Source organism: Streptomyces sp. NPDC054813, from assembly GCF_053611365.1.
Genome location: NZ_JBSHAF010000003.1, coordinates 370777 through 393443 on the forward strand (window position 1 = coordinate 370777; position 22667 = coordinate 393443).

Genomic DNA, 22667 nt, shown 5'->3' on the forward strand with positions numbered 1-22667 from the left:
GACCGTGCCGCTTCGACAAGGGCATGGTGCGCAAGGTACTCATGTGGCATGAGTGAAGACGGCGAACAGCCGGTCGGGGAACGTCTGATCGGCGGGCGCTATCGGCTCGTCGAGCGCATCGGCTCCGGGCCGACCGGCACCGTGTGGCGCGCCCGCGACGAGCAGGACGGGCGGCAGGTCGCCGTCAAGGAGCCGCGCCTGACCGGCGAGCCGGACGACGAGGAGTGGCAGCGCGCCGCACACCGCCTGCTGCACGAGGCCCGGGCCGCCGCCCGCGTCGACCATCCGGCCGCCGTCGCCATCCTCGACGTACTCCAGGAGGGCGAACTTCCGTGGGTCGTCATGGAGTTGGTGGAAGGCCCGTCTCTCCAGGAAGCGCTCGCCGCGCACGGCCCCCTGGCGCCCGCCGAGGCCGCCCGGATCGGGCTCGCGGTGCTCGGCGCCCTGCACGCCGCCCACTGCGTCGGCATCGTGCACCGTGACCTCAAGCCGTCCAACGTTCTCCTGGAGGCCGGGGGCGAGCGGGTCGTACTGACCGACTTCGGCATCGGCGCGGGGCAGCAGGGGCAGCAGGGACACACCGCCTCCCACGGCTCCGACGGTTTCGTCGCGCCCGAGTGTGCCGCGGGGCGGGGCGCCGGTCCCGCCTCCGACCTGTGGTCCCTGGGCGCGCTGCTGCGGGCGGCCACCGCGCAGGACGCAGGTCCCCTCGGCCCGCTTCTGGAGAGGCTCCTCGCCCCCGACCCGGAGGCCCGACCGACCGCCCCGGAGGCCGCCGGGATCCTCGCCGAGGCCGCGGGGACGGCCCTGCCGAAGTGGGTCACGGAACCCCCGGCACCGGCACCGTCGCCACCCCCGGCCGCACCGCCCGCGACGGCCCCCGAACCCCGCCGCCTCACCCCCTTCGCCGCCCTCGGCCTCCTTCTCGCCAAAAAACCGGAACGCGGCTGACCGGCGCTGATCGTCCCCGTCCGACACCCTGATCAGCACATTCACCGCCAGTGATCACTGGCACTATGTGTGCACTCGGTGAATCCGGGTTACCCACGGGTACCCAAAGGCCCCGCTCCCGAATACCCTGCGGCTCATGACGGACTCGCAGGCCCCGGCCCAGGCACCGGCCACCACCGGCACGAACCCGCTCGCCCCCGCCCCCGCAGGGGCCCGAACCGCCGCCGACGTGGTCACGCCCGAGCTGGTCGCCCAGCTCACCAAGGGCGTCGTCGGATCCGGTCGTACGGCCAACCACACGCCCTTCACCGGCGAGAAGCTGGCCGACCTGCCCGAGTCCACCCCCGAGGACGTGGCGAAGGCCTTCGACGCGGCCCGCGCCGCGCAGGCCGTGTGGGCGAAGGTGCCGGTACGGCAGCGCGCGGCCGTCCTGCTCCGCTTCCACGACCTGGTGCTGGCCCGCCAGGCGGAGGTCCTCGACCTCATCCAGCTGGAGACCGGCAAGGCCCGCCTGCACGCGCACGAGGAGGTGCAGGCCGTCGCCGTCGCCGCCCGCCACTACGGCCGCAAGGCCCCCTCCTACCTGAGGCCGAAGCGGCACGCCGGCGCCATGCCCACCCTCACCAAGGTCACCGAACTGCGCCACCCGCGGGGCGTGGTCGGTCAGATCGCCCCCTGGAACTACCCCCTGGAACTCTCCGTCGGCGACGCGCTGCCCGCCTTCGTCGCGGGCAACGCGGTCGTCATGAAGCCGGACACCGAGACCTGCCTGACCGCCCTGTGGGCCCGCGACATCCTCATCGAGGCCGGGCTGCCCGCCGACGTCTTCCAGGTCGTCCTCGGCGAGGGCCCGGTCGTCGGCCCCGAGGTCGTCAAGCACGCCGACTACGTCTCCTTCACCGGCTCCACCCGCACCGGCCGCGAGGTCGCCCAGGGTGCCGCCGCCCGGCTGGTCGGCGTCTCCCTCGAACTCGGCGGCAAGAACGCCATGCTGGTCCTCGAGGACGCCGACGTCGAGAAGGCGGCCGCCGGCGCGGTCCGCGCCTGCTTCTCCTCGGCGGGCCAGCTCTGCATCTCCATCGAGCGGCTGTACGTCCACGAGTCGATCGCCGACGCCTTCGTCGAGCGGTTCGCCGCCCGCACCAAGGCCATGCGCCTCGGCAGGTCCCTCGCGTACGGCGCGGACATGGGATCCCTGGTCGGGGAGCGCCAGCTGGAGACGGTCACCCGGCATGTGGAGGAGGCCGTGGAGAAGGGCGCGATCCTCGTCGCCGGCGGCACCGCCCGCCCCGACATCGGCCCCTACTTCTACGAGCCGACCATTCTCGACGGCGTCGAGGACGCGATGGCCGTCTGCACGCAGGAGACCTTCGGTCCGGTCGTCTCGATCTACCGCTTCAAGACGGAGGACGAGGCCGTCGAGCACGCCAACGCGACGCCGTACGGCCTGAACTCCTCGGTCTGGACGAAGAACGGCGGCCACGGCCGCGAGGTCGCCGCCCGCCTGCGCACCGGCACGGTCAACGTCAACGAGGGCTATGCCCCCGCCTACGGCAGCGTCCAGTCCCCGATGGGCGGCATGAAGGACTCGGGCCTCGGCCGGCGACACGGCTCGGAGGGCATCCTCAAGTACACGGAGGCCCAGACGGTCGCCCAGCAGCGCCTCCTCCCGATGGCCCCCTCACTGGGCATGGACGACGAGAAGTACGCCCAGTTCATGAGCACCAGCCTCCGGGTGATGAAGGCACTGAGGCTGCGCTGAGGCGCCCTTGAGGGGCGCGGGGAACTGCGCGAGCAACCACGATCCACCCGCACGCGACACTCAACGAGGAGCACCCGTGCCCCAGGACACCTACGACTACGACGTCATAGTCGTCGGCTCAGGATTCGGTGGCTCGGTAACCGCCCTGCGCCTCACCGAGAAGGGTTACCGAGTCGGCGTCCTAGAGGCGGGCCGCCGCTTCACCCGCGAGACGCTCCCCAAGAACTCCTGGGACATCAAGAACTACCTCTGGGCCCCCGCCCTCGGCTGCTACGGCATCCAGCGCATCCACCTCCTCGGCAACGTCATGGTGCTGGCCGGAGCGGGCGTCGGCGGCGGCTCGCTCAACTACGCCAACACCCTCTACGTTCCGCCGAAGGCCTTCTTCGACGACCCCCAGTGGCGTGACATCACGGACTGGCAGGAGGAGCTGAAGCCGTACTACGACCAGGCGCAGCGCATGCTCGGCGTACGGCTCAACCCGACGATGACCCCCTCCGACGTCCACCTGAAGGCGGCGGCGGAGAAACTCGGCGTCGGCGACACCTTCCACCTCGCCCCCGTCGGCGTCTTCTTCGGCGACGGCAAGGACGCCGACGGCGAGGCGAAGGCCGTGCCCGGCGACCAGGTCGCCGACCCCTACTTCGGCGGCGCCGGCCCCGCCCGCAACGCCTGCACCGAGTGCGGCGAGTGCATGACCGGCTGCCGGCACGGCGCGAAGAACACCCTCAACGAGAACTACCTCCACCTCGCCGAGCAGGCGGGCGCGGTCGTGCACCCCATGACCACGGTTGTCTCCGTCACCGACGACTCCCAGGGCGGCTATGCGATCGCGACCCTCCCCACCGACGACAAGAAGGCGAAGGGCCGGATCTTCAAGGCGCGCCGGGTCGTCGTCGCGGCCGGCACCTACGGCACCCAGACCCTGCTGCACCGGATGAAGGCCGGCGGCCAGCTGCCGTACCTCTCCGACCGGCTGGGCGACCTCACCCGTACCAACTCCGAGGCCCTGGTCGGCGCCCAGACCGACGACCGCCGCTACCGCAGGGCACACGGCACCCCGAAGGCCGACTTCACCCGGGGCGTCGCCATCACGTCCTCGATCCACCCGGACGAGAACACGCACATCGAGCCGGTCCGCTACGGCAAGGGCTCCAACGCGATGGGCGGCATGTCCATCCTCCAGGTGCCGTACGCGGAAGGCTCCTCCCGCGTCCTCGGCTGGCTGGCGAACGCGGCCCGCCACCCCCTGCTCGTGCTGCGCTCGCTCTCCAACCGGCGCTGGTCGGAGCGGACCATCATCGGCCTGGTGATGCAGTCGCTGGACAACTCGCTGACGACGTACCTGAAACCGGACGGCGTCGGCAAGGGCCTGCTCACCGCCCGGCAGGGGCACGGCGCCCCCAACCCCAAGCAGATCAAGGCCGCCTCGGAGGCTGCCGGCGTGCTCGCCGCCGAGATCAACGGCTTCGCCGGCAGCAACGTCGGCGAGCTGATGGGCACCCCGCTCACCGCGCACTTCCTCGGCGGCTGCCCGATCGGCGACTCGCGCGAGACCGGGGTCATCGACCCGTACCACCGGCTCTACGGCCACCCGGGCATCTCGGTGGTGGACGGCGCCGCCGTCTCCGCGAACCTGGGCGTGAACCCGTCGCTCACCATCACCGCGCAGGCCGAGCGTGCGATGTCGTACTGGCCCAACAAGGGCGAGACGGACCCGCGGCCACGGCAGGGCGAGGCGTACGAGCGTCTCCGGCCGGTCGAGCCGCACGGCCCCGCGGTCCCGGCGGAGGCCTTCGGCGCGCTGCGCCTGCCGCTGCTGGACATCCCGGCCGTACCCCCGAAGAAGTAACCCTGGCGCTTGAGGGTCCGGACGTCGAAGAGGGACCTGTGCCCCCCTCCGAGCCCAGGTCCCTCTTCGTCCGGTGTGCGCGGCCGCCGTACGACGACGGTCCGCGCGACCTCGTTCACATGGCTATGCGGCCGCCCCGGCCTTCCGGCGCCGCACCACGAACACCGCACCGGCGCCGGCCACGACGGCGACGCCGCCGACCAGGCCGATGACCGGGAGCGCCGAGCTGGAGCCGGTCTCGGCGAGGTTGCCGGTCGGCAGGTCGGAGACCTCGCCCTGCGGCTTCTTCACGGAGTCCTTGCCGCCGTCGTCGCTCGGCGTGGCCGTACCCGGGTCGGGGTTGGACGAGCCGGCCTTGAGGACCGTGAAGTCGTACTGGGCCCAGCCCTCGGCAATGCAGTCCTGGCCGTCGACCTTGTCCAGGTAGGCGCCGGAGCCGAAGGAGTAGGCGTCGCCCGCGGGCGCCTTGGCGTCGATGGAGACCCGCAGGTCGACCGACTTGCTCGCGCCGGACTTGAGCTTGTCGACGTAGAAGAAGTAGTCGCCGGCCCAGTCGTCGCTGCCGATTCGGTCCCAGGAGCCGCTGTCGGGGTTCTTGAACTCCAGGTCGACGTACGGGCTGAGGTACTTCGACTCGCTGAGCTCGTAGTTCTCGATCTCGGCGTAGAAGGCGACACCCTCGACGTCGGTCTTGGACTCGTTGGTCACGACCAGCTTGAAGCCGTGGAAGCCGTCACCCGCGACGATCTTGCCGGGCAGGCCCTTGATGTCGGCGGACACCTTGGCGTCGCCGAAGTTCTCGTCGAGGTCCTCGCAGTAGGGGACGTCCGGGTCGGACGGGTCCTCGCTGGGCTCCGCCGACTCGGACGGCTCGCCCGAGGCGGACGCGCTGGCACTGGCACTGGCGCTCGCGCTGTCGCTGGGCGAGGCGGACTCCGAAGCGGACGCGGACGCGGACGCGGAGGCGCTGTCGCTCGGCGCGGCGGAGTCCGAAGGGGAGGCCGAGGCGGAATCGCTCGGGATCTCGCTCGGCGCGCTCTCGGACGCGGGCGTGGACGGCAGGTCGTCCGCGAGGGCGGCCGGCGCGGACAGCAGGGCTATGGGCGCGATGACAGCCGTGGTGGCTGCCGCGGCCATGGCGCGGCGAAGCTTCATGAGGACCCCCGTGAATCAGGTGCGGCAGACGGATGTAACCGTTGGTTCCGCTGATGTGACTGGTGAATCTGGTGAATGGTTGCCTCCACATTCACCAAATTCTTATGTGACGGTCGTCACTTTCGGGTGTCCGACGGGGTGGGCATGTCCACAGCAGATTCCAAGGCTATTCTCGCCCCCGTCGAACGGCCGAGCGAGAGAGTGCCATGTCTGACAGACGGTCCGAGCAGTCGTCGGGGGACGAGCCGTCGTCGTCCTCCTCCATACCCGACGAGGTGTGGGAGCAGTTCATCCGCGACACCGAGCGCGACATCCGCAAGTCCGCTCCGAAGGAGCCCTCCGCGCGCGCCCGTCAGGTGACCGAGCGGCTCAAGGGGCAGCAGGAGCCCGAGGGCTGGCGGACCGGGCCCGCCTGGCAGGAGATGGACGGGCGGGCCGCCCGGCGCCGCAGGATCTGGGCGGTCGTCGGACTGCCGGTGGCGATCGCCGTGGCCGTCGTGGCGATGCGGCCCTCGCTGATTCCCGGCGATCCCTTCGGCTCGTCCTCCGGTACCGACACCGCCACCTCGCCGCTCCCCGCCGAGACCGCCGCCCCGACCGCGCCGCCGTCCGCGGTCGCCGCCGACACCCCTACCCTGGCCCACCCGTTCGCCGGTTCCCCGGCGCAGCGCTGGGCGGACGGCGCGGACGGCATCGTGCTGCCGAAGGCCACCGCGCTCGCCTCGATCCCCAAGGACCGCGTCGAACTGGCCCTGCGGCAGACCAAGAAACTGCTGGTCGACGCCAACCTCAACCCCCAGGTCGTGGCCGGCGCCCACCCCGATGCAGCCCTCGCGGTGCTCGACCCCAAGCAGCCCCGCCTGCTCGACGAGCTCAACACCGCGCTGCACACCCCCAGCAAGGCCCACGACCCGCTGTCCCTCTTCAGCCGCTTCGACCCCGAAGACGTGATGCCGGCCGGCAAGGTCATCAAGACACGCGGCCGGATCACCTTCGCCAAGGGCAAGTTCGCGGGCGTGGCCGTGCACGCCGACTTCACCTTCGTCTACCCGGTCGTCCCCGTCGACGGCTCCGGTGAGGTCACCCGCACCATCGTGCGCCGGGTCATCGACACCGAACTCCCCGACCCCACGCGCTACCAGGTGACCCCGGGCCGCCTGACCCTCCTGAGGTACGACGAGGACGCCGGCAACTCGGCCTGCGACATCAACGACGGCTTCCTGCACCCGCAGTTCCCGTCCCAGGCGCCGACGGGCAGCGCCGCCCCGACCGGCCCGTCGGCCGATCCCTACGACCGCAGCCGGAAACTCGGGGACGGACGGGAGGGGTGCGGCACGGTGAGCCGTACCTAGTCACTCTCTGTGACTCGGCTTCCTGTGGGCCGACTTCCTGCGGGAAGGCTCTCTGCGGGCCGGCTCTCTGCGGAAAGGCGAAGGGCCCCGCGGGACGGAGCCGCGGGGCCCTTCTTCCGTCAGCACCGACGTCAGGGCAGCGTCGGTGCCGGGGAGCGGCGCCGGGGGGTTGCGCCGCTGGTCTCTGTGCCCTGTGCCGCCGTCCGTGCCCCGGGTCGGCGCCCCGGCGCACTCGGGGCGTACGGCAGGTCTCGACCTTCGACGGGCGGTCGGCACACGGCAATTCCGTTGCCTGAACTGGGACTTGGGGACTTCTGAAGGCCTTGGGGGCCTTCTGGGCATCGTGCTGGATGCACGGGGCCTCCGCAACCGTTTGACCCAGCCCTTATGCATTTTTGCAATTTTCCGCCGGTCGGCCCCGGGCGTCCCCGGAGCCGGCCGTCTCTGGTGTGACCGGGCTGCTGTCCCCTGCCGTCCGGTCACGTGACTGGAGCGAGGTCCCACGGCGCACGGCACGATCCGTACGCCTCATCGCTCCAGTGAGCCACGCGTGGTTCTTTCGGGCCCGCCCCTGGCTGACACGGACACCCCACCAACGAAGCGGTTCGCGCGCCGGTCACGCGCCGTACGGGTGAGAAGGCCCCGAACTCAGATCCGCCCGACTCGGATGCGACCGTTCAGATCCGCCCGCGACACAGTTCGAGGAGGGTCATGGCCAGCGAGGTGCCCGGCCTGCCGAGCGCCTCGCTGTAGTGGCCGAGGACCTCCATCTCCCGGGACAGGTTCACCCGGCGGCCGCCGGAGGTGATCCGGGCCTCCTGGATGACGGCGGAGACCGCCATCCGTTCCTGGATCAGACCGATGATCCGGTCGTCGAGCGCGTCGATGCGCTCCCGCGCACCGGTGATCACATCGGCGGCCTCGGCGGTACGGGCACCGGTCTTCTCGGCGGGGCTGATGTGCTCGGCGGGGCTGACGGTCATGTCGGGGCTCCTCGTTCTCGGAAGGGCGGGAGCCCCGGACCGGCATGATCCGGAGAAACACCAGGCGCCCCGGACCTTGTCGGCCCGGGGCGCCTGGGGAAGTCGCTTGTCAGTTGCTCAAGCGGCACGACCATGGCAGCCGGCGGACCGGTTGCCATAGGTAAAGGAGAAGGTCGTCTGCGTGAGCATGGGGGGAGTATGCCACACCACCTCGTCGGGGTGTCCGGCGCCCGCCCCGTTAGAATCGGTAATCACAGACCCCCGCCCCACCGCCGGAAGGCACCCCGTGTCATCAGCGACTCCCGCTGCCGCCACCCCCGACACCGTCCTGGTCGTCGACTTCGGCGCGCAGTACGCCCAGCTCATCGCCCGCCGCGTCCGCGAGGCCCGGGTCTACAGCGAGATCGTGCCCAGCACCATGCCGGTCGCCGAGATGCTCGCCAAGAATCCCGCGGCGATCATCCTCTCCGGCGGCCCCTCGTCCGTGTACGAGGAGGGCGCCCCCCGTCTGGACCGCGCGCTCTTCGAGGCCGGCGTCCCCGTCTTCGGCATGTGCTACGGCTTCCAGCTGATGGCACAGTCCCTCGGCGGCACGGTGGACAACACCGGCGCCCGTGAGTACGGCCGTACCGACCTGCACGTCTCCAGGACGTCGTCCACCCTCTTCGAGGGCACCCCGGGCGAGCAGCACGTGTGGATGTCGCACGGCGACGCCTGCTCCGCCGCCCCCGAGGGCTTCACCGTCACCGCGTCCACGGACGTCGTCCCGGTCGCCGCCTTCGAGAACGACGAGAAGAAGCTCTACGGCGTCCAGTACCACCCCGAGGTCATGCACTCCACGCACGGCCAGCAGGTCCTGGAGCACTTCCTGTACCGGGGTGCGGGCCTGGAGCCGAACTGGACCACCGGCAACGTCATCGAGGAGCAGGTCGCCGCGATCCGCGAGCTGGTCGGCGACAAGCGCGCCATCTGCGGTCTGTCCGGCGGTGTCGACTCCGCGGTGGCCGCCGCCCTCGTCCAGAAGGCCATCGGCGCCCAGCTGACCTGCGTGTACGTCGACCACGGTCTGATGCGCAAGGGTGAGACCGAGCAGGTCGAGAAGGACTTCGTGGCTGCGACTGGCGTCCAGCTCAAGGTCGTGGACGCGGAGGAGCGGTTCCTGAAGGCCCTCGCCGGTGTCTCCGACCCGGAGCAGAAGCGGAAGATCATCGGCCGCGAGTTCATCCGGGTCTTCGAGCAGGCCCAGGCCGAGATCATCGCGGACGCGGGCCCCGAGGTCGCGTTCCTGGTGCAGGGCACGCTCTACCCGGACGTCGTCGAGTCCGGCGGCGGCACCGGCACCGCCAACATCAAGTCCCACCACAACGTCGGCGGTCTCCCCGAGGACCTGGAGTTCAAGCTCATCGAGCCGCTCCGCCAGCTCTTCAAGGACGAGGTCCGGATGGTCGGCCAGGAGCTCGGCCTGCCGGAGGAGATCGTCCAGCGCCAGCCCTTCCCGGGCCCCGGCCTCGGCATCCGGATCGTCGGCGAGGTGACCAAGGACCGCCTCGACCTGCTCCGCGAGGCCGACGCCATCGCCCGCGAGGAGCTGACCGCGGCCGGCCTCGACCGCGACATCTGGCAGTGCCCGGTGGTCCTGCTCGCGGACGTCCGCTCGGTCGGCGTCCAGGGCGACGGCCGCACTTACGGTCACCCGATCGTGCTGCGCCCGGTCTCCTCCGAGGACGCCATGACGGCCGACTGGTCGCGCCTGCCGTACGACGTCCTGGCGAAGATCTCCACCCGGATCACCAACGAGGTCCGCGACGTCAACCGGGTCGTCCTCGACGTCACCTCGAAGCCGCCGGGCACCATCGAGTGGGAGTAGGCGGGTAGGGCCTATCTGCGCCTGACGGTGCGCAGGGGCTCGCCGGGCTGCCAGATCTCGACGACCAGGTAGGTGTCGTCCTCGACGCGGGTCCGTACGACCTCCGTCAGCTCGGTACGGAAGAGGTGGAACGGCTCCGGCGGTTCCACCTCTTGCGTGTACGCCCCCTTCACCGCCGTATCCACGACCTCGTACGCCCGTCCGGCGATCCGTACGTCCCCGCCGCCCATGTCGGTGCCGGCCCCCGGATTGGCCTGGAGGGCGAACCGCGGATCGCGCAGCAGGTCGAGCGCCTTCAGCGAGTCCGGCATCATGCCGAGCCAGACCTCGCCGGCCAGGAAGCGGACCTCCAGGCCCGAGGTGCGGGGTGAGCCGTCCTTGCGGAGGGTGGCCAGGACGTGGTGGCGGTGGGCGGCGAAGCGTTCCTCGACGGTGCGCGCCAGGTCGGGCGCGGCGGCGGCGAAGCCTGCCCAGTCGGTACCGGCTGTTCCGCTTGTGGGGGTTGTACGTGTCATACGAGCCAGTGTGTTGCCGATACCCGACATCTTCTGTCGTGATTTGCTCGCGCGCGTCATCTTTACAGAACAGCTCTGTTTTCCTGCGCTGACCGACGGTAACTTCCGGCCGTAACACAAACCCAGTGCTGGAGGACCTATGCACGGGCCGACTCCGCCCCTGCCGCTGCCCACCGATCAGCTCCGGTTCGCGATGCCACCGATGCACGACTCGCTCGACGACGAGCGCCGGCATCGCAAGGAGCGGCTCGCGGGCGCGCTGCGGATCTTCGGTCGGGCCGGACTCGAGGACGGGGTGTCCGGGCACATCACCGCCCGCGACCCCGAGTACTCGAACTGTTTCTGGGTCAATCCGTTCGGCATGCCGTTCAAGCACGTCACCGTCAGCGACCTCGTCCTGGCCAACCAGGACGGTCAGGTGATCGAGGGCCGCTACCACGTCAACCAGGCCGCCTTCACCGTCCACGCCCAGGTGCACGCGGCCCGCCCGGACGTCGTCGCTGTCGCCCACTGCCACTCCGCGCACGGCCGCGCCCTGTCCGCCCTCGGCGACCTGCTCGACCCCATCAGCCAGGAGAGCTGCGCCTTCTACGAGGACCACGCCCTCTACGACGCCTACACCGGGGTCGCCGTCGACGCCGAGGAGGGCCGCCGGATCGCCGGCGCCCTCGGCTCCCGCAAGGCACTGGTGCTGCGCAACCACGGGCTGCTGACCGTCGGCGACTCGGTGGACGCGGCCGCCTGGTGGTTCCTCTCGATGGAGAAGTCCGCCCAGGTCCAGCTGACCGCGAAGGCGGCCGGCCGCCCGCTGCTCATCGACCACAAACTCGCCGTCGCCACCCGCGAACAGCTCGGCGGCGACCTGGTGGCCTGGATCAACTACCAGCCCCTGTGGCAGGACATCAGCCGCGCCGAACCGGACCTGCTGAGCTAGCGGCCTCAGAAACTTCTGAGCACGGCCGCCTTCGTCAGCGCGAACTCCTCGTCCGTGAGCACCCCGTCCCGGTGCAGCTCGCCCAACTCCCGCAGCCTGCGCAGCAGTACGTCGTGATGGTCGGCCGACTGGCGCGGCACGGCCGCAAGCGGCCGGTCCCGGTCGGCGTACTCCGCGCCCGCGCGGGTCGAGGGATGCGGCAGCCGGGCCGTGACCGCCGCGGCGACCAGCGCGGTCAGCAGATCGCGGCGGACACTGCCCCACAGGTCCAGGGCGTAGGGGTCGCGTTCCGCCGGCAGCTTCGAGAACACCGTCTCCCGGGTGACGAACCGCAGAAAGCCGTCCTCGTAGCCGGAGTTGGGCAGCCACTCGACCTGCACCAGGTCGCCGAGCCCGATGATCCGCGGCCCGGTCGCCCGCTTGACCCGGTCGGCGGTGTCGGCCCAGTCGATCCGCACCTGCGTACCGTCGAACGACACCGTGCCGTCCGAGGACCGCACCGACACCGGCACCGGCGGCCCCGGCAGCAGATACGCCTTCGTCGGCTCCGTCGGGATCTGGTCCAGCAGCAGCGCCTGCCGGATCTCCGCCACGACGTACTCCGCGACCCCGGACCGGTCCGCGTCCACCGTCAGCAGATACGGATCCGCTGTCTCCGGCAGCCGCCCGCCCGTCGCCTGCAGCAACGGATCCGCGCCCTCGCGCAGCCGCATCCGCAGCCGCCCGCGCTTGCGCTCCGGCTCGTACACCACCCCCGACACCGCCTCCAGCGGTACGGCGATCTCCCCGTACGTCTGCCGGAACAGCGGCACGGAGCGATGGCGTCCCGGCGTGATCCGGACCGTGCTGCCGTCGAAGGCCCAGGTCCCGTCCCGCTGGATGATCTCGGCCATGGGGGAATTCTCGCAGCCGGGTCAACCTGTCGGCCGTACCTTCACCCGTCGTGACCAACCTGCTGAACGCGAACAGCGTGGCGTAGGGCACAATTCGCTCTCGACACAAGGGAGTTGCACGGCGTCGTCCGGCCCCGGGGAGGGCCCTGCGCGTCGTGCCCCGGGCGTGGGGAAGGCGGGCGTCGGGCGTGGCGGTGCAGGAGGCGAGGCAGGGCGCCGGTTCGGGTGTCCACGGGGGCGGGTGCGCGTGCGGGGACTGTCCGCACGGGGCACGCGAGGGGCACCGGCGGGCGGTCGCCGAATTCCTCCTCAAACGCGAGGAGTTCGCGGCCGGCCAGGGGCTGCCCGCAGCGGTGGCCCACTCCGCCTCCGCCTCCCGCCAGTGGGTCTCCGAGGAACTCTCCCAGTCCGCCGAGGTGGTCGCCGAACGCGGCCGCGCCGAGGGCGAGGCCTGGCTCGCCCGGCTCTGGCTGCGCACCGTGGTCACGGTCTGGGCGGCCGTCGTGATCACGCTGCTCGCCCAGTCCCTCACCGCGATCGGCGCCGGCTGGACCAGCGCCCGCACCGCCGGACTGGTCGCCGCCGTGGCCGTGGCCCTCGCGCTGACCGCCGCCTCCTGGTTCCACCGCTCGCGCGGCGGCGTCCTCGCCCCCGTGATCGGCGAGGACAACCGCATGTCCACCTCCCGCACCGTGGCCGCCTCCTGGGTCCTCTTCGTCGCCTACGCCGTACTCGTGCTGGCCGGCCGCCTGGCCGTCGCCTCCTCTCCCGCCGACCGGGATTCCCTCATCTCCGGCCTCGACCTCGCCCGCGGCGCCGGTGTGGTGACCGTCCTCGCCGTGGCCAGCGGCATCGCCGTCCTGGTGCGCCGGGTGGTCGGCCTGCGCATCCTCGGCCAGCGTCTGCAGAAGGTGCCCGCACACCGCCCCCGCGCGGCCGACCTGCTCACCGACGACGCCGGCCGGGGTACCTTCGCCGACATTCAGTACGTCGTGATCAGTGCCGTCGCCCTCGTCTTCGCCGCCGTACGCCTCGCCCGCCGCCCCGACCAGCTTCCCGACCTGCCCTGGGGCCTCGCGACGGTGGTCCTGATCTCCGCCGCGACCTACCTCGCCGGCAAGTACGCCGAGGGCGGCCGCCCGGTCATCCTCTCCGTCGTGCGCGCCCGTGAGGCCGGAGACCTGGACGCGCCCATCCGCACGGGCGACGACATCGAGATCCGTGGCACCGGCTTCGTCCCGCCCGGCGCCCAGACCGCCGACCGCCTCTCCCGCATGGTCGTCCGCGTCGGCGCGGTCAACGTCCACGTGCCCCTGGTCCCCGTCACCGGCGGTTTCAGCAACCCCACGGACAGCGTCCTCACCGTCCCCGTACCCGCCGAGGTGGAACCCGGCTTGGTCGAGGTCCAGGTGGTGACGGCGGCCGGGGCGGCCACCAACCGGTGCGTGGTGGAGGTGACCGAGTAAGGGCACCGGGGGAGGGGATCCGTGGGCGGGGGACCGGGTGAGGGCGGCCTCCAGGCGGGTGACGAAGACCGGCCGAAATTCGTAAAAATATCCGGACGAGGATTGAGCGGGTCGCGATTGTCGTACGTATGGTCTGTTGAGGGGCCCTGGGTACAGCGGCGAGAGGCGGCTAGTGGCGATGACTCACGGCATTCGTACGGACACGCACCCCCCGTATCTTGATGGCGATCGCGGTCTGCGCGATACCGCCACCCGATATGCCCTCCTTCCCTTGCGGATCTTCCTCGGCGTCACCTTCATCTACGCCGGTCTGGACAAGCTGACCGACAGCGCCTTCCTGAAGTCCGGCGGCGCCGGCTCGATCGGTGACACCATGCGCGGGGTCCGCGACTCCGCCGCGATCCCGGCCCTGGTCGACCTGGCCCTGAAGAACCCCGTCGGCTTCGGCACCGCGATCGCCATCGGCGAACTCGCCGTCGGCCTCGGCACCCTCTTCGGCCTGCTGGCCCGCCTGGCCGCCCTCGGCGGTGCGCTGATCTCGCTCAGCCTCTGGCTGACCATCAGCTGGGCCAACTCCCCGTACTACTACGGCAACGACCTCGCCTACCTGATGGCCTGGCTGCCCCTGGTCCTGGCTGGCGCCCCCTACCTCTCCTTGGACGCGATGCTGCGTGCCCGGCGCCGACAACGGTCCGGCGGCCTGCGCTAGCTCTTCGGCTCTCCGTCAGCTCTGCGGTGCGCGGCGGCGCCTGCGTATCGCCCGGGTCAGGGCCGCGGTCACGCCTGCCAGGAAGAGGCCGACCATCATCAGGGGGATGACCGCGAACCACCCGGTCGCCCACAGGCCCGCCGCGTCACCGGCGTAGGCGACTCCCGTCGCCGTCAGGAAGACGCCCACGACCAGCCGCCCGGGCTGGAACTCATGCCGCAGCACGGCTCACCTCCACCTGTCCCGCGCCGACCTGGAGATCCAGGTCGAGCGTGCCCGTGCTCTTCGCACCGCCCGTCGGCCGCAGCGTCACGTCCTTGTGCTTGCCCGGTTCCACGTCCACGTCCTTCTTGTCGTCACCGGGCAACTGGATGTCGCCCACCCCCACGTCGATGCTCATCCGCACGGTCACATCCGCCGGCACGACGATCTTCAGCTGTCCCGCCCCCACCTCGGCGGCCGTCGACACCGTCTGCCCCTCGGCGATGCGTATGTGCCGCAGGTCCAGGGTGGCCACCCCGGTCCCCAGGTCGTACTCCGAATCCACCTGGGCCGCCGTCGCCGGGGTCCAGGACTCGCGCGTCCAGTGGGTGCTGATGTCGGACGGCATGGCCGTCGACGCCGCGAGCAGAGTCGCCGTGACGAGCGCCAGGAACAGTGAGCCGGCCCCCGTGCGTCCCAGGAACGAGCTGACCGCCGTGCCCAGGCCGAACACGATCAGCGCACCGGCCAGACCGGCCTGGAGGCTGGTGCCCAGCGGGTGTGTGTCCCATGTCAGGCCCGTGCCCAGGCCGCCCGCCAGCAGGGCGAACAGAAAGATCCAGCCGCCGATCCAGCGCGGTCCGCGCGGCCTTGGGGGCGTGCTCTGCCGGGCGCGTGTGTCCTGGCCGTGGACCCACGGGGTGCTCAGCCGGAAGTCGAGTCCCGGGACGTCCCGGCTGCGGGCGTCGGCGGGGCCCCACAGATAGCCGGTGCCGCCGACATGCGTGCCGTCCTTGACGATCGGGTCGCGCCACCAGGACGGGTAGGTGATCGAGATCGGCGGTGCCTGGGCCTCGGGAGGGGCGTCGGCGACCGTCTGAGCGGCCAGTGGGTCGGGGTCCGGGGCGCCTCGCCGCCGCGACCAGTACCCGGCGCCCGCCAGCAGAACGGAGAGGACGACGGCGAACGCCAGCACCCCGCCGTTCCTGATCATCGTCAGCAGGACTCCGCAGCCGACCAGGGCGAACAGGACGGCCGCCAGGGCCTGCCCGTCGACCCGGCCGGTCAGCAGCTTGCGGACCTCGTTCTCCTCGTCGTCCTCGTACGGCACGAAAAGCCAGGCGAAGCCGTAGAAGAGGAGACCGATGCCACCGGTCGCGGCCAGCACGGCCAGGGTGATGCGGAAGATCACGGGGTCCAGGTCGGTATGACGGCCGAGCCCCGCGCACACGCCCGCGATCATCTTGTGCCGGCGGTCGCGCCGGAACCGGGGGAGCGCCTCCGCGCCGGTGCCGGTGGCGTCGGCCTCCGTCCCGGGCGCCCCCGTCCCGGCCGCCTCCGCCGCGGCGGGCGCGGCATCCGACGGCCCGGGGCCCGGGGCGGGCCGCGGGCCGGGGCCGGGTCCCGGACCCGTCGCGGCGTGCTCGTGATCAGTCATGAGTCAATGGTGACGGGCGAGCCGCCGCAACGGCAGTCGGGATGACCCTGGCCGAACCCTGAAATCGGCCCCGAGGCCGGGCCGGGAGGCGTTCGAGCCGCGCCTCGGCGACGGACCCGGCCGCTCGCCACCGGAAGTCCGGGCACTCGCCGCGGGGAAATCCGAAGATCAGGGGAGTATCGGGGGCCGACCCTGATGCCCGGGGACTTGTGGCGTGTGAACATCGATGGCATGCCGGAAGCCGCAGCAGTGCCCCTCGACGACCCGCGGCCGCCGCGCAAGCTCTACCGCAGCAGCGACGGCCGTTGGCTCGGTGGGGTGGCGCGGGGCCTCGCCGGGCATCTCGGCCTGCCCGTCGTGTGGGTACGGCTCGTCTTCGTAGGCCTGTTCATGGCCAACGGCCTCGGCGCGCTGCTGTACGCCGCGTTCTGGTTCTTCGTGCCCCTCGGTCTCGGCGGCGTCGGCGGCCAGAAGCCGCCTTCCCTGGTCACCACCGAGACCTCGGCGGACGGCCGCCGCAGACTCGTCGCCCGCAGACCCGACAGAGGCCAGATCGTCGCGCTGCTCCTCATGGTCGTCGTGTCCTTGGTGTTCGTGGGCAGTGTCAACCTCACCAGCGGCGCCAAGGCCTATCTCCTGCCCGCGGTCCTGGTCGCCGCCGGTGTGGCGCTCGTCTGGCGCCAGGCGGACAACGCCCGCCGGGCCCGCTGGGTCGAGGTCGGCAGCCGGCGTCGTACCCTCTCGCTGCTGCGCGCGGGCGTCGGTGTCCTCCTCGTCACGGCGGGCGTCTCGGGCGTCTTCGTCATGCAGGGCTCCGCCGCGCACATCGGGGCGGTGCTCCAGGCCTCGCTCGCCGTGCTCGTCGGCATCACGCTGCTCGCCGGGCCGTATCTCGTGCGGATGACCCAGGACCTCTCCGAGGAGCGGCTGATGCGTATCCGCGCCCAGGAGCGCGCCGAGGTCGCCGCCCATGTCCACGACTCCGTGCTGCACACCCTGACCCTGATCCAGCGCAACGCGGAGAACGCGAACGAGGTGCGCCGCCTCGCCCGCGCCCAGGAGCGCGACCTGCGCACCTGGCTCTACAAGCCCGAGGGCACCGGCAAGGACGAGGCCGACGAGCCCACCACCCTCGCCGAAGCGGTCCGGCGCAACGCCGCGGAGGTCGAGGACAAGCACGGCGTCCCCATCGAGGTCGTGGTGGTCGGCGACTGCCCGCTCGACGAGCGGACGGGCGCGCAGATGCAGGCCGCGCGCGAGGCGATGGTCAACGCCGCCAAGTACGGTGGCGAGGGCGGCGCCGTCCAGGTCTACGCCGAAGCCGAGGGCAGGACGGTCTTCGTGTCCGTCCGCGACCGCGGTCCCGGCTTCGACCTCGGCTCGATACCCGCCGACCGCATGGGTGTCAGAGAATCGATCGTCGGCCGCATGGAGCGCCACGGCGGTACGGCACGGCTGCGGTCCGTTCCGGGCGGCGGCACGGAGGTCGAGTTGGAGATGGAGAGGGCGGAGAACACGTCATGAGCGACGCGACCGAGGCGAACGGCCCGGCGGAAGGCACGGAGAAGGCCGGGCGTCGGGTGCGCGTGGTCCTCGTCGACGACCACCGGATGTTCCGTACCGGTGTGCAGGCCGAGATCGGCCAGACCGAGCAGACCGGCGTCGAGGTGGTCGGCGAGGCCGCCGACGTCGACCAGGCGGTCACGGTGATCACCGCGACCCGGCCCGAGGTGGTGCTCCTCGATGTGCACCTGCCGGGCGGCGGCGGGGTCGAAGTGCTGCGCCGGTGCGCCCCGTTGACGGCGGACGCCGAACGGCCGGTGCGGTTCCTCGCGCTGTCCGTGTCGGACGCGGCCGAGGACGTGATCGGGGTGATCCGCGGCGGCGCCCGCGGCTATGTCACCAAGACGATCACCGGCACCGACCTGGTCGACTCGATCTTCCGGGTGCAGGAGGGCGACGCCGTCTTCTCCCCGCGGCTGGCAGGGTTCGTGCTGGACGCCTTCGCCTCCACCGACGCCCCGCCGGTCGACGAGGACCTCGACCGCCTCACCCAGCGCGAGCGCGAGGTCCTGCGCCTGATCGCGCGTGGCTACGCCTACAAGGAGATTGCCAAGCAGCTGTTCATCTCCGTCAAGACGGTCGAGTCCCATGTGTCGGCGGTGCTGCGGAAGCTGCAACTGTCGAACCGGCACGAGCTGACCCGCTGGGCGACCGCGCGCCGCCTGGTCTGAGGCGGATCCGGGAGGTCCCGGATCCGCATGGTGGCCGACGGGGTTCACACCACCCGTGTCGCCCCGGCGAACGGCATCTCGTCGATGGGGGCGATCCGTACCGGAGCCGACGGATTGGGAGCGTGGATCATCTGGCCGTTGCCGATGTAGACGCCGACGTGGCTGATGCCCGAGTAGAAGAACACCAGGTCGCCGGGCTGGAGTTCGGAGCGGGAGACGCGGCGGCCGGCGTTGATCTGGGCGTAGGTGGTACGGGGGAGGGAGACGCCGGCGGAGCGGTAGGCGGCCTGGGCGAGTCCCGAGCAGTCGAAGGCGTCGGGGCCGGTCGCGCCCCAGACGTAGGGGCTGCCGAGCTTGGAGTAGGCGTACGCCACGGCGGCCGCGGCCCGGGAGTCGGGGGCGGCGACGCTGCCCGGGGCCAGGGTGGCGCGGGCGCCGGAGGCCGAACGGGAGGCGCGCGCGGAGTCGCCGTCCGCCGCCCGCTGCTGCGGTGAGAGCCGGTCCAGCAGCCGCCGGGCCTCGTCCAGCTTGCCGGTGACGGTGGTCTTCTGCCGCTTCAGTTCGGCCTGCCGGGACCGCAGCGAGGTCAGCTCGACGTGCGCGGCGCCGCGCAACTGCTCGATCTCCCGCAGCTGTCGGCGCACCCGTGCCACCGCGCCGGCCTGCGCGGCACCGGCCCGTTCGGCGAACGCGGCGTTGTCCAGGTACCGGTCGGGATCGCTGGAGAGCGCCAGTTGCCACGCCGGGTCGATACCGCCGTCGCGGTACTGCGCGGCCGCGGCCAGCCCGAGCGCGTCCCGCGCGGAGTTGAGCCTGTCCTGCTTGCGGGCGGTCTCGTCCTGCAGTGCCTTGAGCCGCCGCTGGGCGGTGTCGGCCTTCTCCTTCGCTCCGTCGTACTTCTCGGTGGCCGCCTCGGCCTCCTGGTACAGCTGGTCCACCTTGGTCTTCACCTGCGCCGGTGTCAGTTGCGGCTCGGCGTGTCCGGTCCCTTCGAAGCCCGTCGCGGTGGCCGCGCCCGCCAGGGCGAGGGTGGCGGCCGTGCGGGCCGTACTGCCGCTGAGCGAGCGCTGTCGGGGCTTGCGGTGCGCTGCCACCTGGACTGGTCACGTCCTTTCGTACGACCGCCGTGTGGTCCGTACGCACGCCAGGGGAGGGCGTATACGGCCGCGGGGGTGCGGATTACGCGTCCGGCGGCGGCCCGCACAGGGGGAGTGGGCCGCCGCCGGACTTTCTCGGCGGTGGTGTCCGACTGCCGCCCCTGGCCCGGGCGGCGGTGGGGAGTCGGTCACCTGGGGGAGGACGCTAGGCCGGACTGTGTCGGCCTGGTAACGCGATGCACGGAATTGGTGTGACCGGATCGTTACCCGACGGTATGTGACCGGGATTCCGGTCCGGAGCCGTCGGCTTCACGGGGCGGGATGACCGAAACGGCGGTTCCGGGGCGAGCGGTGGGCGCGGGGTGCTATGGGGTGCATATATGCGATGCCTTTCGGCGGGCGGTGGCGGGCGGCGGCTGGTGCGGAGGGAGGGGCCGGTGCCCGGCGCCCCGGGGGACCTTGATTAGGCTCCCGGGCCATGGGCGTACTCATCCATCTCTTCGTCGGCCTGCACATCATCGGCATCGCCGCGCTTCTCGGCGGTTTCCTCACCCAGATGAAGGCGATGGGCCAGGGCACGGCCCGCTTCGTCCCCGGGATGCTGCACGGCGCGTTCACCATGCTCGCGACCGGTGTGATCCTGGTCGGCCTCAACGAGGCCGACGACCACCACGTCAACACCGTCAAGATCGGCGTGAAGCTGGCGCTGCTGATCGTGATCCTCGGACTCGTCTACGTGAAGCGGGACGACGAGAAGGTGGAGAAGGGCGCCTTCGGCCTGGTGGGCCTGCTGACCATGGCGAACATCTTCATCGCCGTGCTGTGGACGTGACCCTCAGGAAGCCTTCCCCAACGCGGCGCGGGTGACCGCCACCGCGCCGGCGGCCACCGCAAGCCAGGCCGCCACCGCGACCCACACCAGTACCCGCCCCGGCCACGTCAGCCAGGGGATGCCCACGGCGGCCGCGACCGACAGCGTCCCCGCGGCCATCATCCCCATCGGGAACACGGTCGCCCAGCGGCGTACGTCGTAACGAGGCCGGCGACGCGCCACCTCGGCGGCCGCCAGCACGGCGTACCAGGCCAGGGCCAGGACGAGCAGCGCCACGGTCACCGTGCGCAGGACACCCCGGTCGTCGTCGTTCCACAGGTACAGCCGGGCGCTGTCGGCGGCCAGCAGCTTCGCCCCGGCCAGCGCGGAGATCGCAAGTGAGCCGCCCGCGACCCACTGGTCACCGGGCCCCTCGACCACCTGCCGCCACTCGAAACGGGCCACGGCGAACCCGTACAGCACCAGCCCCAGCCAGAACAGCACCAGCGCCGCGTGCGCGAGCCACGCGGTCGTCACGGCCGCCGCCAGCGTCGCCCCCAGCACGGCCAGCCCCTGCGTGGCCACACAGGTCAGGAACACCGCACCGGACATGTGCCGCTTCCAGTGCCGTACGACGAGGATCAGCAACGGCGGCCACAGCACCGCCGACAACGCCAGCAGGGCTTCGGCGAGGGTCTGCCGGCCGAGCGCCGAGAACTGCGTCCCCAGTACCGTCGTCGCCGCCACGGCGGTGAGCGCGCCCGGCGTCTCCGCCTCCGCCCGCCACCGCCGACGGTCCGCCAGCAGCCGTACGGCGAACTCCGCGGCCAGCCCCGCCCACGCCAAGCAGGCCAGCACCAGAGCGATCCGGGAGACCGTCTCCGCCCCCGCCAGATGCAACGCCACCGACATGATGCCGGTGGCCATCACAGCGGCCCCGGCCGCCGGCGGACGCTGCGCCCACCAGGCACGGAGGGGTGAAATGCCGGACATGCCGCCGATGCTAGAGAGCCTCACCGGGTGCGCGAGCGGGGCACGCGCGCGTGGCGCACGAAATACGCGCAGGGCGCGCGAGAGGCGGGGTGCGCGGGAGCGGTGCCGAGCAGGCGGGGGTGGAGGAGTGGGCCGGGGCGCCTGAAGGGTGCGTGAGGGGTTGGGCTGCGCGTGTGGCGCGGGCGGAGGTGCGCACGCAGGCGCGCGTGGGTATCTGGGTGTGCCCGGCCCTCACCACACGCGCTCCGCGCCCGCGCCATTGCGGGCGCGCCCTCCTGGCGCGCCCGCGCCCCTCAGGCCGGTCGCACCACGCTGTGGATGATCGACTCGCCGCCGTAGTAGATCGACTCCTCCCGGACGTACGCGCCGGGCTTCGGGGCGTGGATCATCATGCCGTTGCCGATGTAGATGCCGACGTGGCTGATGTCGTCGTAGAAGAAGACCAGGTCCCCGGGCTGGGCGTTGGCGAGGGAGACGGTGGTGCCGGCGTTCACCTGGTCGTACGTGGTGCGCGGCAGGGAGACGCCCGCGGCCTTCCAGGCGGCCTGGGAGAGGCCGGAGCAGTCGTAGGAGCCGGGGCCGGTGGCGCCCCAGACGTACGGCTTGCCGATCTGCGCACGGGCGAAGGCGATCGCCTTGGCGGCCTTCGTCCCGTAGGCGGAGTCGGACGAGGAGGAGGAAGACGAAGAGGACGAAGAGGAGCCGCTGGAGGTCGACGTCGATGACGATGACGCATCCTTAGCGGCCGCCGCCTGCTGCTTGGCGAGCTCCGCAGCCTTGCGTGCCGCTTCCGCCTGCTGCTTCTTCTCGATCTCCGCCAGCCGCGCCTTCTCCTGGGCGGTCAGCTGTGACAGCAGATCCCGCGCGGAGGCCAGCTTCGTCTGGACGGTGGTCTTGGCGGTCCTGAGGTCGTCCTGGGTCTCGGTGAGCGTCTCCAGGCTCTTGGCGGCCTCCTGCCGCTTCGCCATGGTCGCGGACTGCTGTGTGGCGTAGTCGTCGACCGCGTCCTTCTGGCGCGAGGTCAGCCGGCTCATCAGCTGCGTCTGGTCGAAGTAGTCCTGCGGACTGTCCGCGAGCAGGAAGGTCGCCGTGTCGGGTGCGCTGGCCCCGGTCCGGTACTGGGCCGCGGCGAAGGAACCCAGTTCCTCACGCGCCTTGTTGAGCCGGTCCGTGCGCTCGGCGACGTCGTCGAGCAGGGTGTCGACCTGCTTGCGCTGCTTGCCGGTCTTCTCCTTGGCCGCGTTGTACTTCTCGGTCGCCGACTCGGCCTGCCGGTAGAGGGCGTCGACCTTCTTCTCGACCTCCTCCAGGCTGGGCTTGCCGTCCTCGGAGGGCACGGCGTTGGCCGTCTGGGAGAGCAGTGCCACGGAGGTGAGGGCGGCGGTGGCCAGGGCGGGGGTGCGTATGCCTGCTACGCGCGTTGCGGACGGACGCGACTTGCGGTGCGACGCCAA

The 22667-nt window shown here is 71.6% G+C and carries 20 protein-coding genes; 11 read left to right on the forward strand and 9 right to left on the reverse strand.

All coding sequences use genetic code 11. The features are described 5' to 3' along the window. Positions 1-48 precede the first annotated feature (48 nt). The 3 genes from ACWGJB_RS07840 to ACWGJB_RS07850 all read left to right on the forward strand — a co-directional run bounded on the left by ACWGJB_RS07840 (position 49) and on the right by ACWGJB_RS07850 (position 4565). Positions 49-951: a serine/threonine-protein kinase gene (locus ACWGJB_RS07840; protein ID WP_453379322.1), complete on the forward strand. Its 903-nt coding sequence runs from the start codon at positions 49-51 to the stop codon at positions 949-951. A 136-nt stretch (positions 952-1087) separates the two neighbouring features. After that, positions 1088-2713, forward strand: coding sequence for a succinic semialdehyde dehydrogenase (locus ACWGJB_RS07845; protein WP_453379323.1), 1626 nt, complete (start codon positions 1088-1090; stop codon positions 2711-2713). A 76-nt stretch (positions 2714-2789) separates the two neighbouring features. Then, entirely contained in the window at positions 2790-4565 is a 1776-nt protein-coding gene (locus ACWGJB_RS07850) for a GMC family oxidoreductase N-terminal domain-containing protein (protein ID WP_453379324.1), read from the forward strand. A 123-nt stretch (positions 4566-4688) separates the two neighbouring features. Here the strand turns inward: ACWGJB_RS07850 and ACWGJB_RS07855 are convergent, their stop codons facing one another. Next, positions 4689-5720 (reverse strand): LAETG motif-containing sortase-dependent surface protein, encoded by a 1032-nt coding sequence (locus tag ACWGJB_RS07855; protein ID WP_453379325.1) that lies wholly within the window; start codon positions 5718-5720, stop codon positions 4689-4691. A 206-nt stretch (positions 5721-5926) separates the two neighbouring features. Here ACWGJB_RS07855 and ACWGJB_RS07860 point away from each other — a divergent pair, with 206 nt between their 5' ends. Beyond that, a complete protein-coding gene (locus ACWGJB_RS07860; protein ID WP_453379326.1) occupies positions 5927-7072 on the forward strand; it encodes a hypothetical protein in 1146 nt (381 codons plus the stop codon). 677 nt (positions 7073-7749) lie between these two features. Here the strand turns inward: ACWGJB_RS07860 and ACWGJB_RS07865 are convergent. Then, positions 7750-8055 (reverse strand): chorismate mutase, encoded by a 306-nt coding sequence (locus ACWGJB_RS07865; RefSeq protein ID WP_453379327.1) that lies wholly within the window; start codon positions 8053-8055, stop codon positions 7750-7752. 286 nt (positions 8056-8341) lie between these two features. Here ACWGJB_RS07865 and guaA point away from each other — a divergent pair, with 286 nt between their 5' ends. Beyond that, a complete protein-coding gene (gene guaA, locus ACWGJB_RS07870; RefSeq protein WP_453379328.1) occupies positions 8342-9922 on the forward strand; it encodes a glutamine-hydrolyzing GMP synthase in 1581 nt (526 codons plus the stop codon). Between the two features lie 11 nt (positions 9923-9933). On the opposite strand, the gene ACWGJB_RS07875 is transcribed toward guaA, so the two are convergent. Further along, complete coding sequence (locus tag ACWGJB_RS07875; RefSeq protein WP_453379329.1) at positions 9934-10437, reverse strand: pyridoxamine 5'-phosphate oxidase family protein; 504 nt, start codon at positions 10435-10437, stop codon at positions 9934-9936. Positions 10438-10576: 139 nt separating this feature from the next. On the opposite strand from ACWGJB_RS07875, the gene ACWGJB_RS07880 reads away from it, so the two are divergent. Next, positions 10577-11371, forward strand: a complete 795-nt coding sequence (locus tag ACWGJB_RS07880; protein WP_453379330.1) for a class II aldolase/adducin family protein — start codon at positions 10577-10579, stop codon at positions 11369-11371. Positions 11372-11376: 5 nt separating this feature from the next. Here ACWGJB_RS07880 and ACWGJB_RS07885 read toward each other — a convergent pair whose 3' ends face one another. Next, complete coding sequence (locus tag ACWGJB_RS07885) at positions 11377-12264, reverse strand: DUF4429 domain-containing protein (RefSeq protein ID WP_453379331.1); 888 nt, start codon at positions 12262-12264, stop codon at positions 11377-11379. Positions 12265-12452: 188 nt separating this feature from the next. Here ACWGJB_RS07885 and ACWGJB_RS07890 point away from each other — a divergent pair, with 188 nt between their 5' ends. Further along, positions 12453-13730, forward strand: coding sequence for a hypothetical protein (locus tag ACWGJB_RS07890; protein WP_453379332.1), 1278 nt, complete (start codon positions 12453-12455; stop codon positions 13728-13730). A 178-nt stretch (positions 13731-13908) separates the two neighbouring features. Beyond that, positions 13909-14439, forward strand: coding sequence for a DoxX family protein (locus ACWGJB_RS07895; protein ID WP_453379333.1), 531 nt, complete (start codon positions 13909-13911; stop codon positions 14437-14439). 15 nt (positions 14440-14454) lie between these two features. On the opposite strand, the gene ACWGJB_RS07900 is transcribed toward ACWGJB_RS07895, so the two are convergent. Both ACWGJB_RS07900 and ACWGJB_RS07905 read right to left on the reverse strand, forming a co-directional pair. After that, entirely contained in the window at positions 14455-14664 is a 210-nt protein-coding gene (locus ACWGJB_RS07900) for a hypothetical protein (protein ID WP_453379334.1), read from the reverse strand. Beyond that, positions 14651-16078, reverse strand: coding sequence for a PspC domain-containing protein (locus tag ACWGJB_RS07905; RefSeq protein WP_453379335.1), 1428 nt, complete (start codon positions 16076-16078; stop codon positions 14651-14653). The genes ACWGJB_RS07900 and ACWGJB_RS07905 overlap by 14 nt, the downstream gene beginning before the upstream one ends. Positions 16079-16309: 231 nt before the next feature. On the opposite strand from ACWGJB_RS07905, the gene ACWGJB_RS07910 reads away from it, so the two are divergent. Together ACWGJB_RS07910 and ACWGJB_RS07915 are read left to right on the forward strand one after the other, a co-directional pair. Next, positions 16310-17602, forward strand: coding sequence for an ATP-binding protein (locus ACWGJB_RS07910; protein ID WP_453379336.1), 1293 nt, complete (start codon positions 16310-16312; stop codon positions 17600-17602). After that, positions 17599-18312, forward strand: coding sequence for a response regulator transcription factor (locus ACWGJB_RS07915; protein WP_351742085.1), 714 nt, complete (start codon positions 17599-17601; stop codon positions 18310-18312). Before ACWGJB_RS07910 ends, ACWGJB_RS07915 begins: the two co-directional genes overlap by 4 nt. Positions 18313-18356: 44 nt before the next feature. On the opposite strand, the gene ACWGJB_RS07920 is transcribed toward ACWGJB_RS07915, so the two are convergent. Beyond that, complete coding sequence (locus ACWGJB_RS07920; protein ID WP_453379337.1) at positions 18357-19406, reverse strand: NlpC/P60 family protein; 1050 nt, start codon at positions 19404-19406, stop codon at positions 18357-18359. A gap of 481 nt (positions 19407-19887) precedes the next feature. Here ACWGJB_RS07920 and ACWGJB_RS07925 point away from each other — a divergent pair, with 481 nt between their 5' ends. Then, complete coding sequence (locus ACWGJB_RS07925; RefSeq protein ID WP_393538042.1) at positions 19888-20241, forward strand: hypothetical protein; 354 nt, start codon at positions 19888-19890, stop codon at positions 20239-20241. 3 nt (positions 20242-20244) lie between these two features. On the opposite strand, the gene ACWGJB_RS07930 is transcribed toward ACWGJB_RS07925, so the two are convergent. Together ACWGJB_RS07930 and ACWGJB_RS07935 are read right to left on the reverse strand one after the other, a co-directional pair. Continuing rightward, positions 20245-21213, reverse strand: a complete 969-nt coding sequence (locus ACWGJB_RS07930) for a tellurite resistance/C4-dicarboxylate transporter family protein (protein WP_453379338.1) — start codon at positions 21211-21213, stop codon at positions 20245-20247. Positions 21214-21506: 293 nt separating this feature from the next. After that, on the reverse strand, positions 21507-22667 hold the full coding sequence (locus tag ACWGJB_RS07935) for an NlpC/P60 family protein (protein WP_453379339.1): 1161 nt from the start codon (positions 22665-22667) through the stop codon (positions 21507-21509).

What these genes read in the sequence shown, in the direction of transcription:
- ACWGJB_RS07895 (WP_453379333.1), top strand. Translation starts at nt 13,909, where the DNA reads ATGACTCACGGCATTCGTACGGACACGCACCCCCCGTATCTTGATGGC.
- ACWGJB_RS07865 (WP_453379327.1), bottom strand. Translation starts at nt 8,055, where the DNA reads ATGACCGTCAGCCCCGCCGAGCACATCAGCCCCGCCGAGAAGACCGGT.
- ACWGJB_RS07930 (WP_453379338.1), bottom strand. Translation starts at nt 21,213, where the DNA reads ATGTCCGGCATTTCACCCCTCCGTGCCTGGTGGGCGCAGCGTCCGCCG.
- ACWGJB_RS07875 (WP_453379329.1), bottom strand. Translation starts at nt 10,437, where the DNA reads ATGACACGTACAACCCCCACAAGCGGAACAGCCGGTACCGACTGGGCA.
- ACWGJB_RS07855 (WP_453379325.1), bottom strand. Translation starts at nt 5,720, where the DNA reads ATGAAGCTTCGCCGCGCCATGGCCGCGGCAGCCACCACGGCTGTCATC.
- ACWGJB_RS07910 (WP_453379336.1), top strand. Translation starts at nt 16,310, where the DNA reads ATGCCGGAAGCCGCAGCAGTGCCCCTCGACGACCCGCGGCCGCCGCGC.
- ACWGJB_RS07925 (WP_393538042.1), top strand. Translation starts at nt 19,888, where the DNA reads ATGGGCGTACTCATCCATCTCTTCGTCGGCCTGCACATCATCGGCATC.
- ACWGJB_RS07860 (WP_453379326.1), top strand. Translation starts at nt 5,927, where the DNA reads ATGTCTGACAGACGGTCCGAGCAGTCGTCGGGGGACGAGCCGTCGTCG.
- ACWGJB_RS07915 (WP_351742085.1), top strand. Translation starts at nt 17,599, where the DNA reads ATGAGCGACGCGACCGAGGCGAACGGCCCGGCGGAAGGCACGGAGAAG.
- ACWGJB_RS07880 (WP_453379330.1), top strand. Translation starts at nt 10,577, where the DNA reads ATGCACGGGCCGACTCCGCCCCTGCCGCTGCCCACCGATCAGCTCCGG.
- ACWGJB_RS07905 (WP_453379335.1), bottom strand. Translation starts at nt 16,078, where the DNA reads ATGACTGATCACGAGCACGCCGCGACGGGTCCGGGACCCGGCCCCGGC.
- ACWGJB_RS07885 (WP_453379331.1), bottom strand. Translation starts at nt 12,264, where the DNA reads ATGGCCGAGATCATCCAGCGGGACGGGACCTGGGCCTTCGACGGCAGC.
- ACWGJB_RS07840 (WP_453379322.1), top strand. Translation starts at nt 49, where the DNA reads ATGAGTGAAGACGGCGAACAGCCGGTCGGGGAACGTCTGATCGGCGGG.
- ACWGJB_RS07845 (WP_453379323.1), top strand. Translation starts at nt 1,088, where the DNA reads ATGACGGACTCGCAGGCCCCGGCCCAGGCACCGGCCACCACCGGCACG.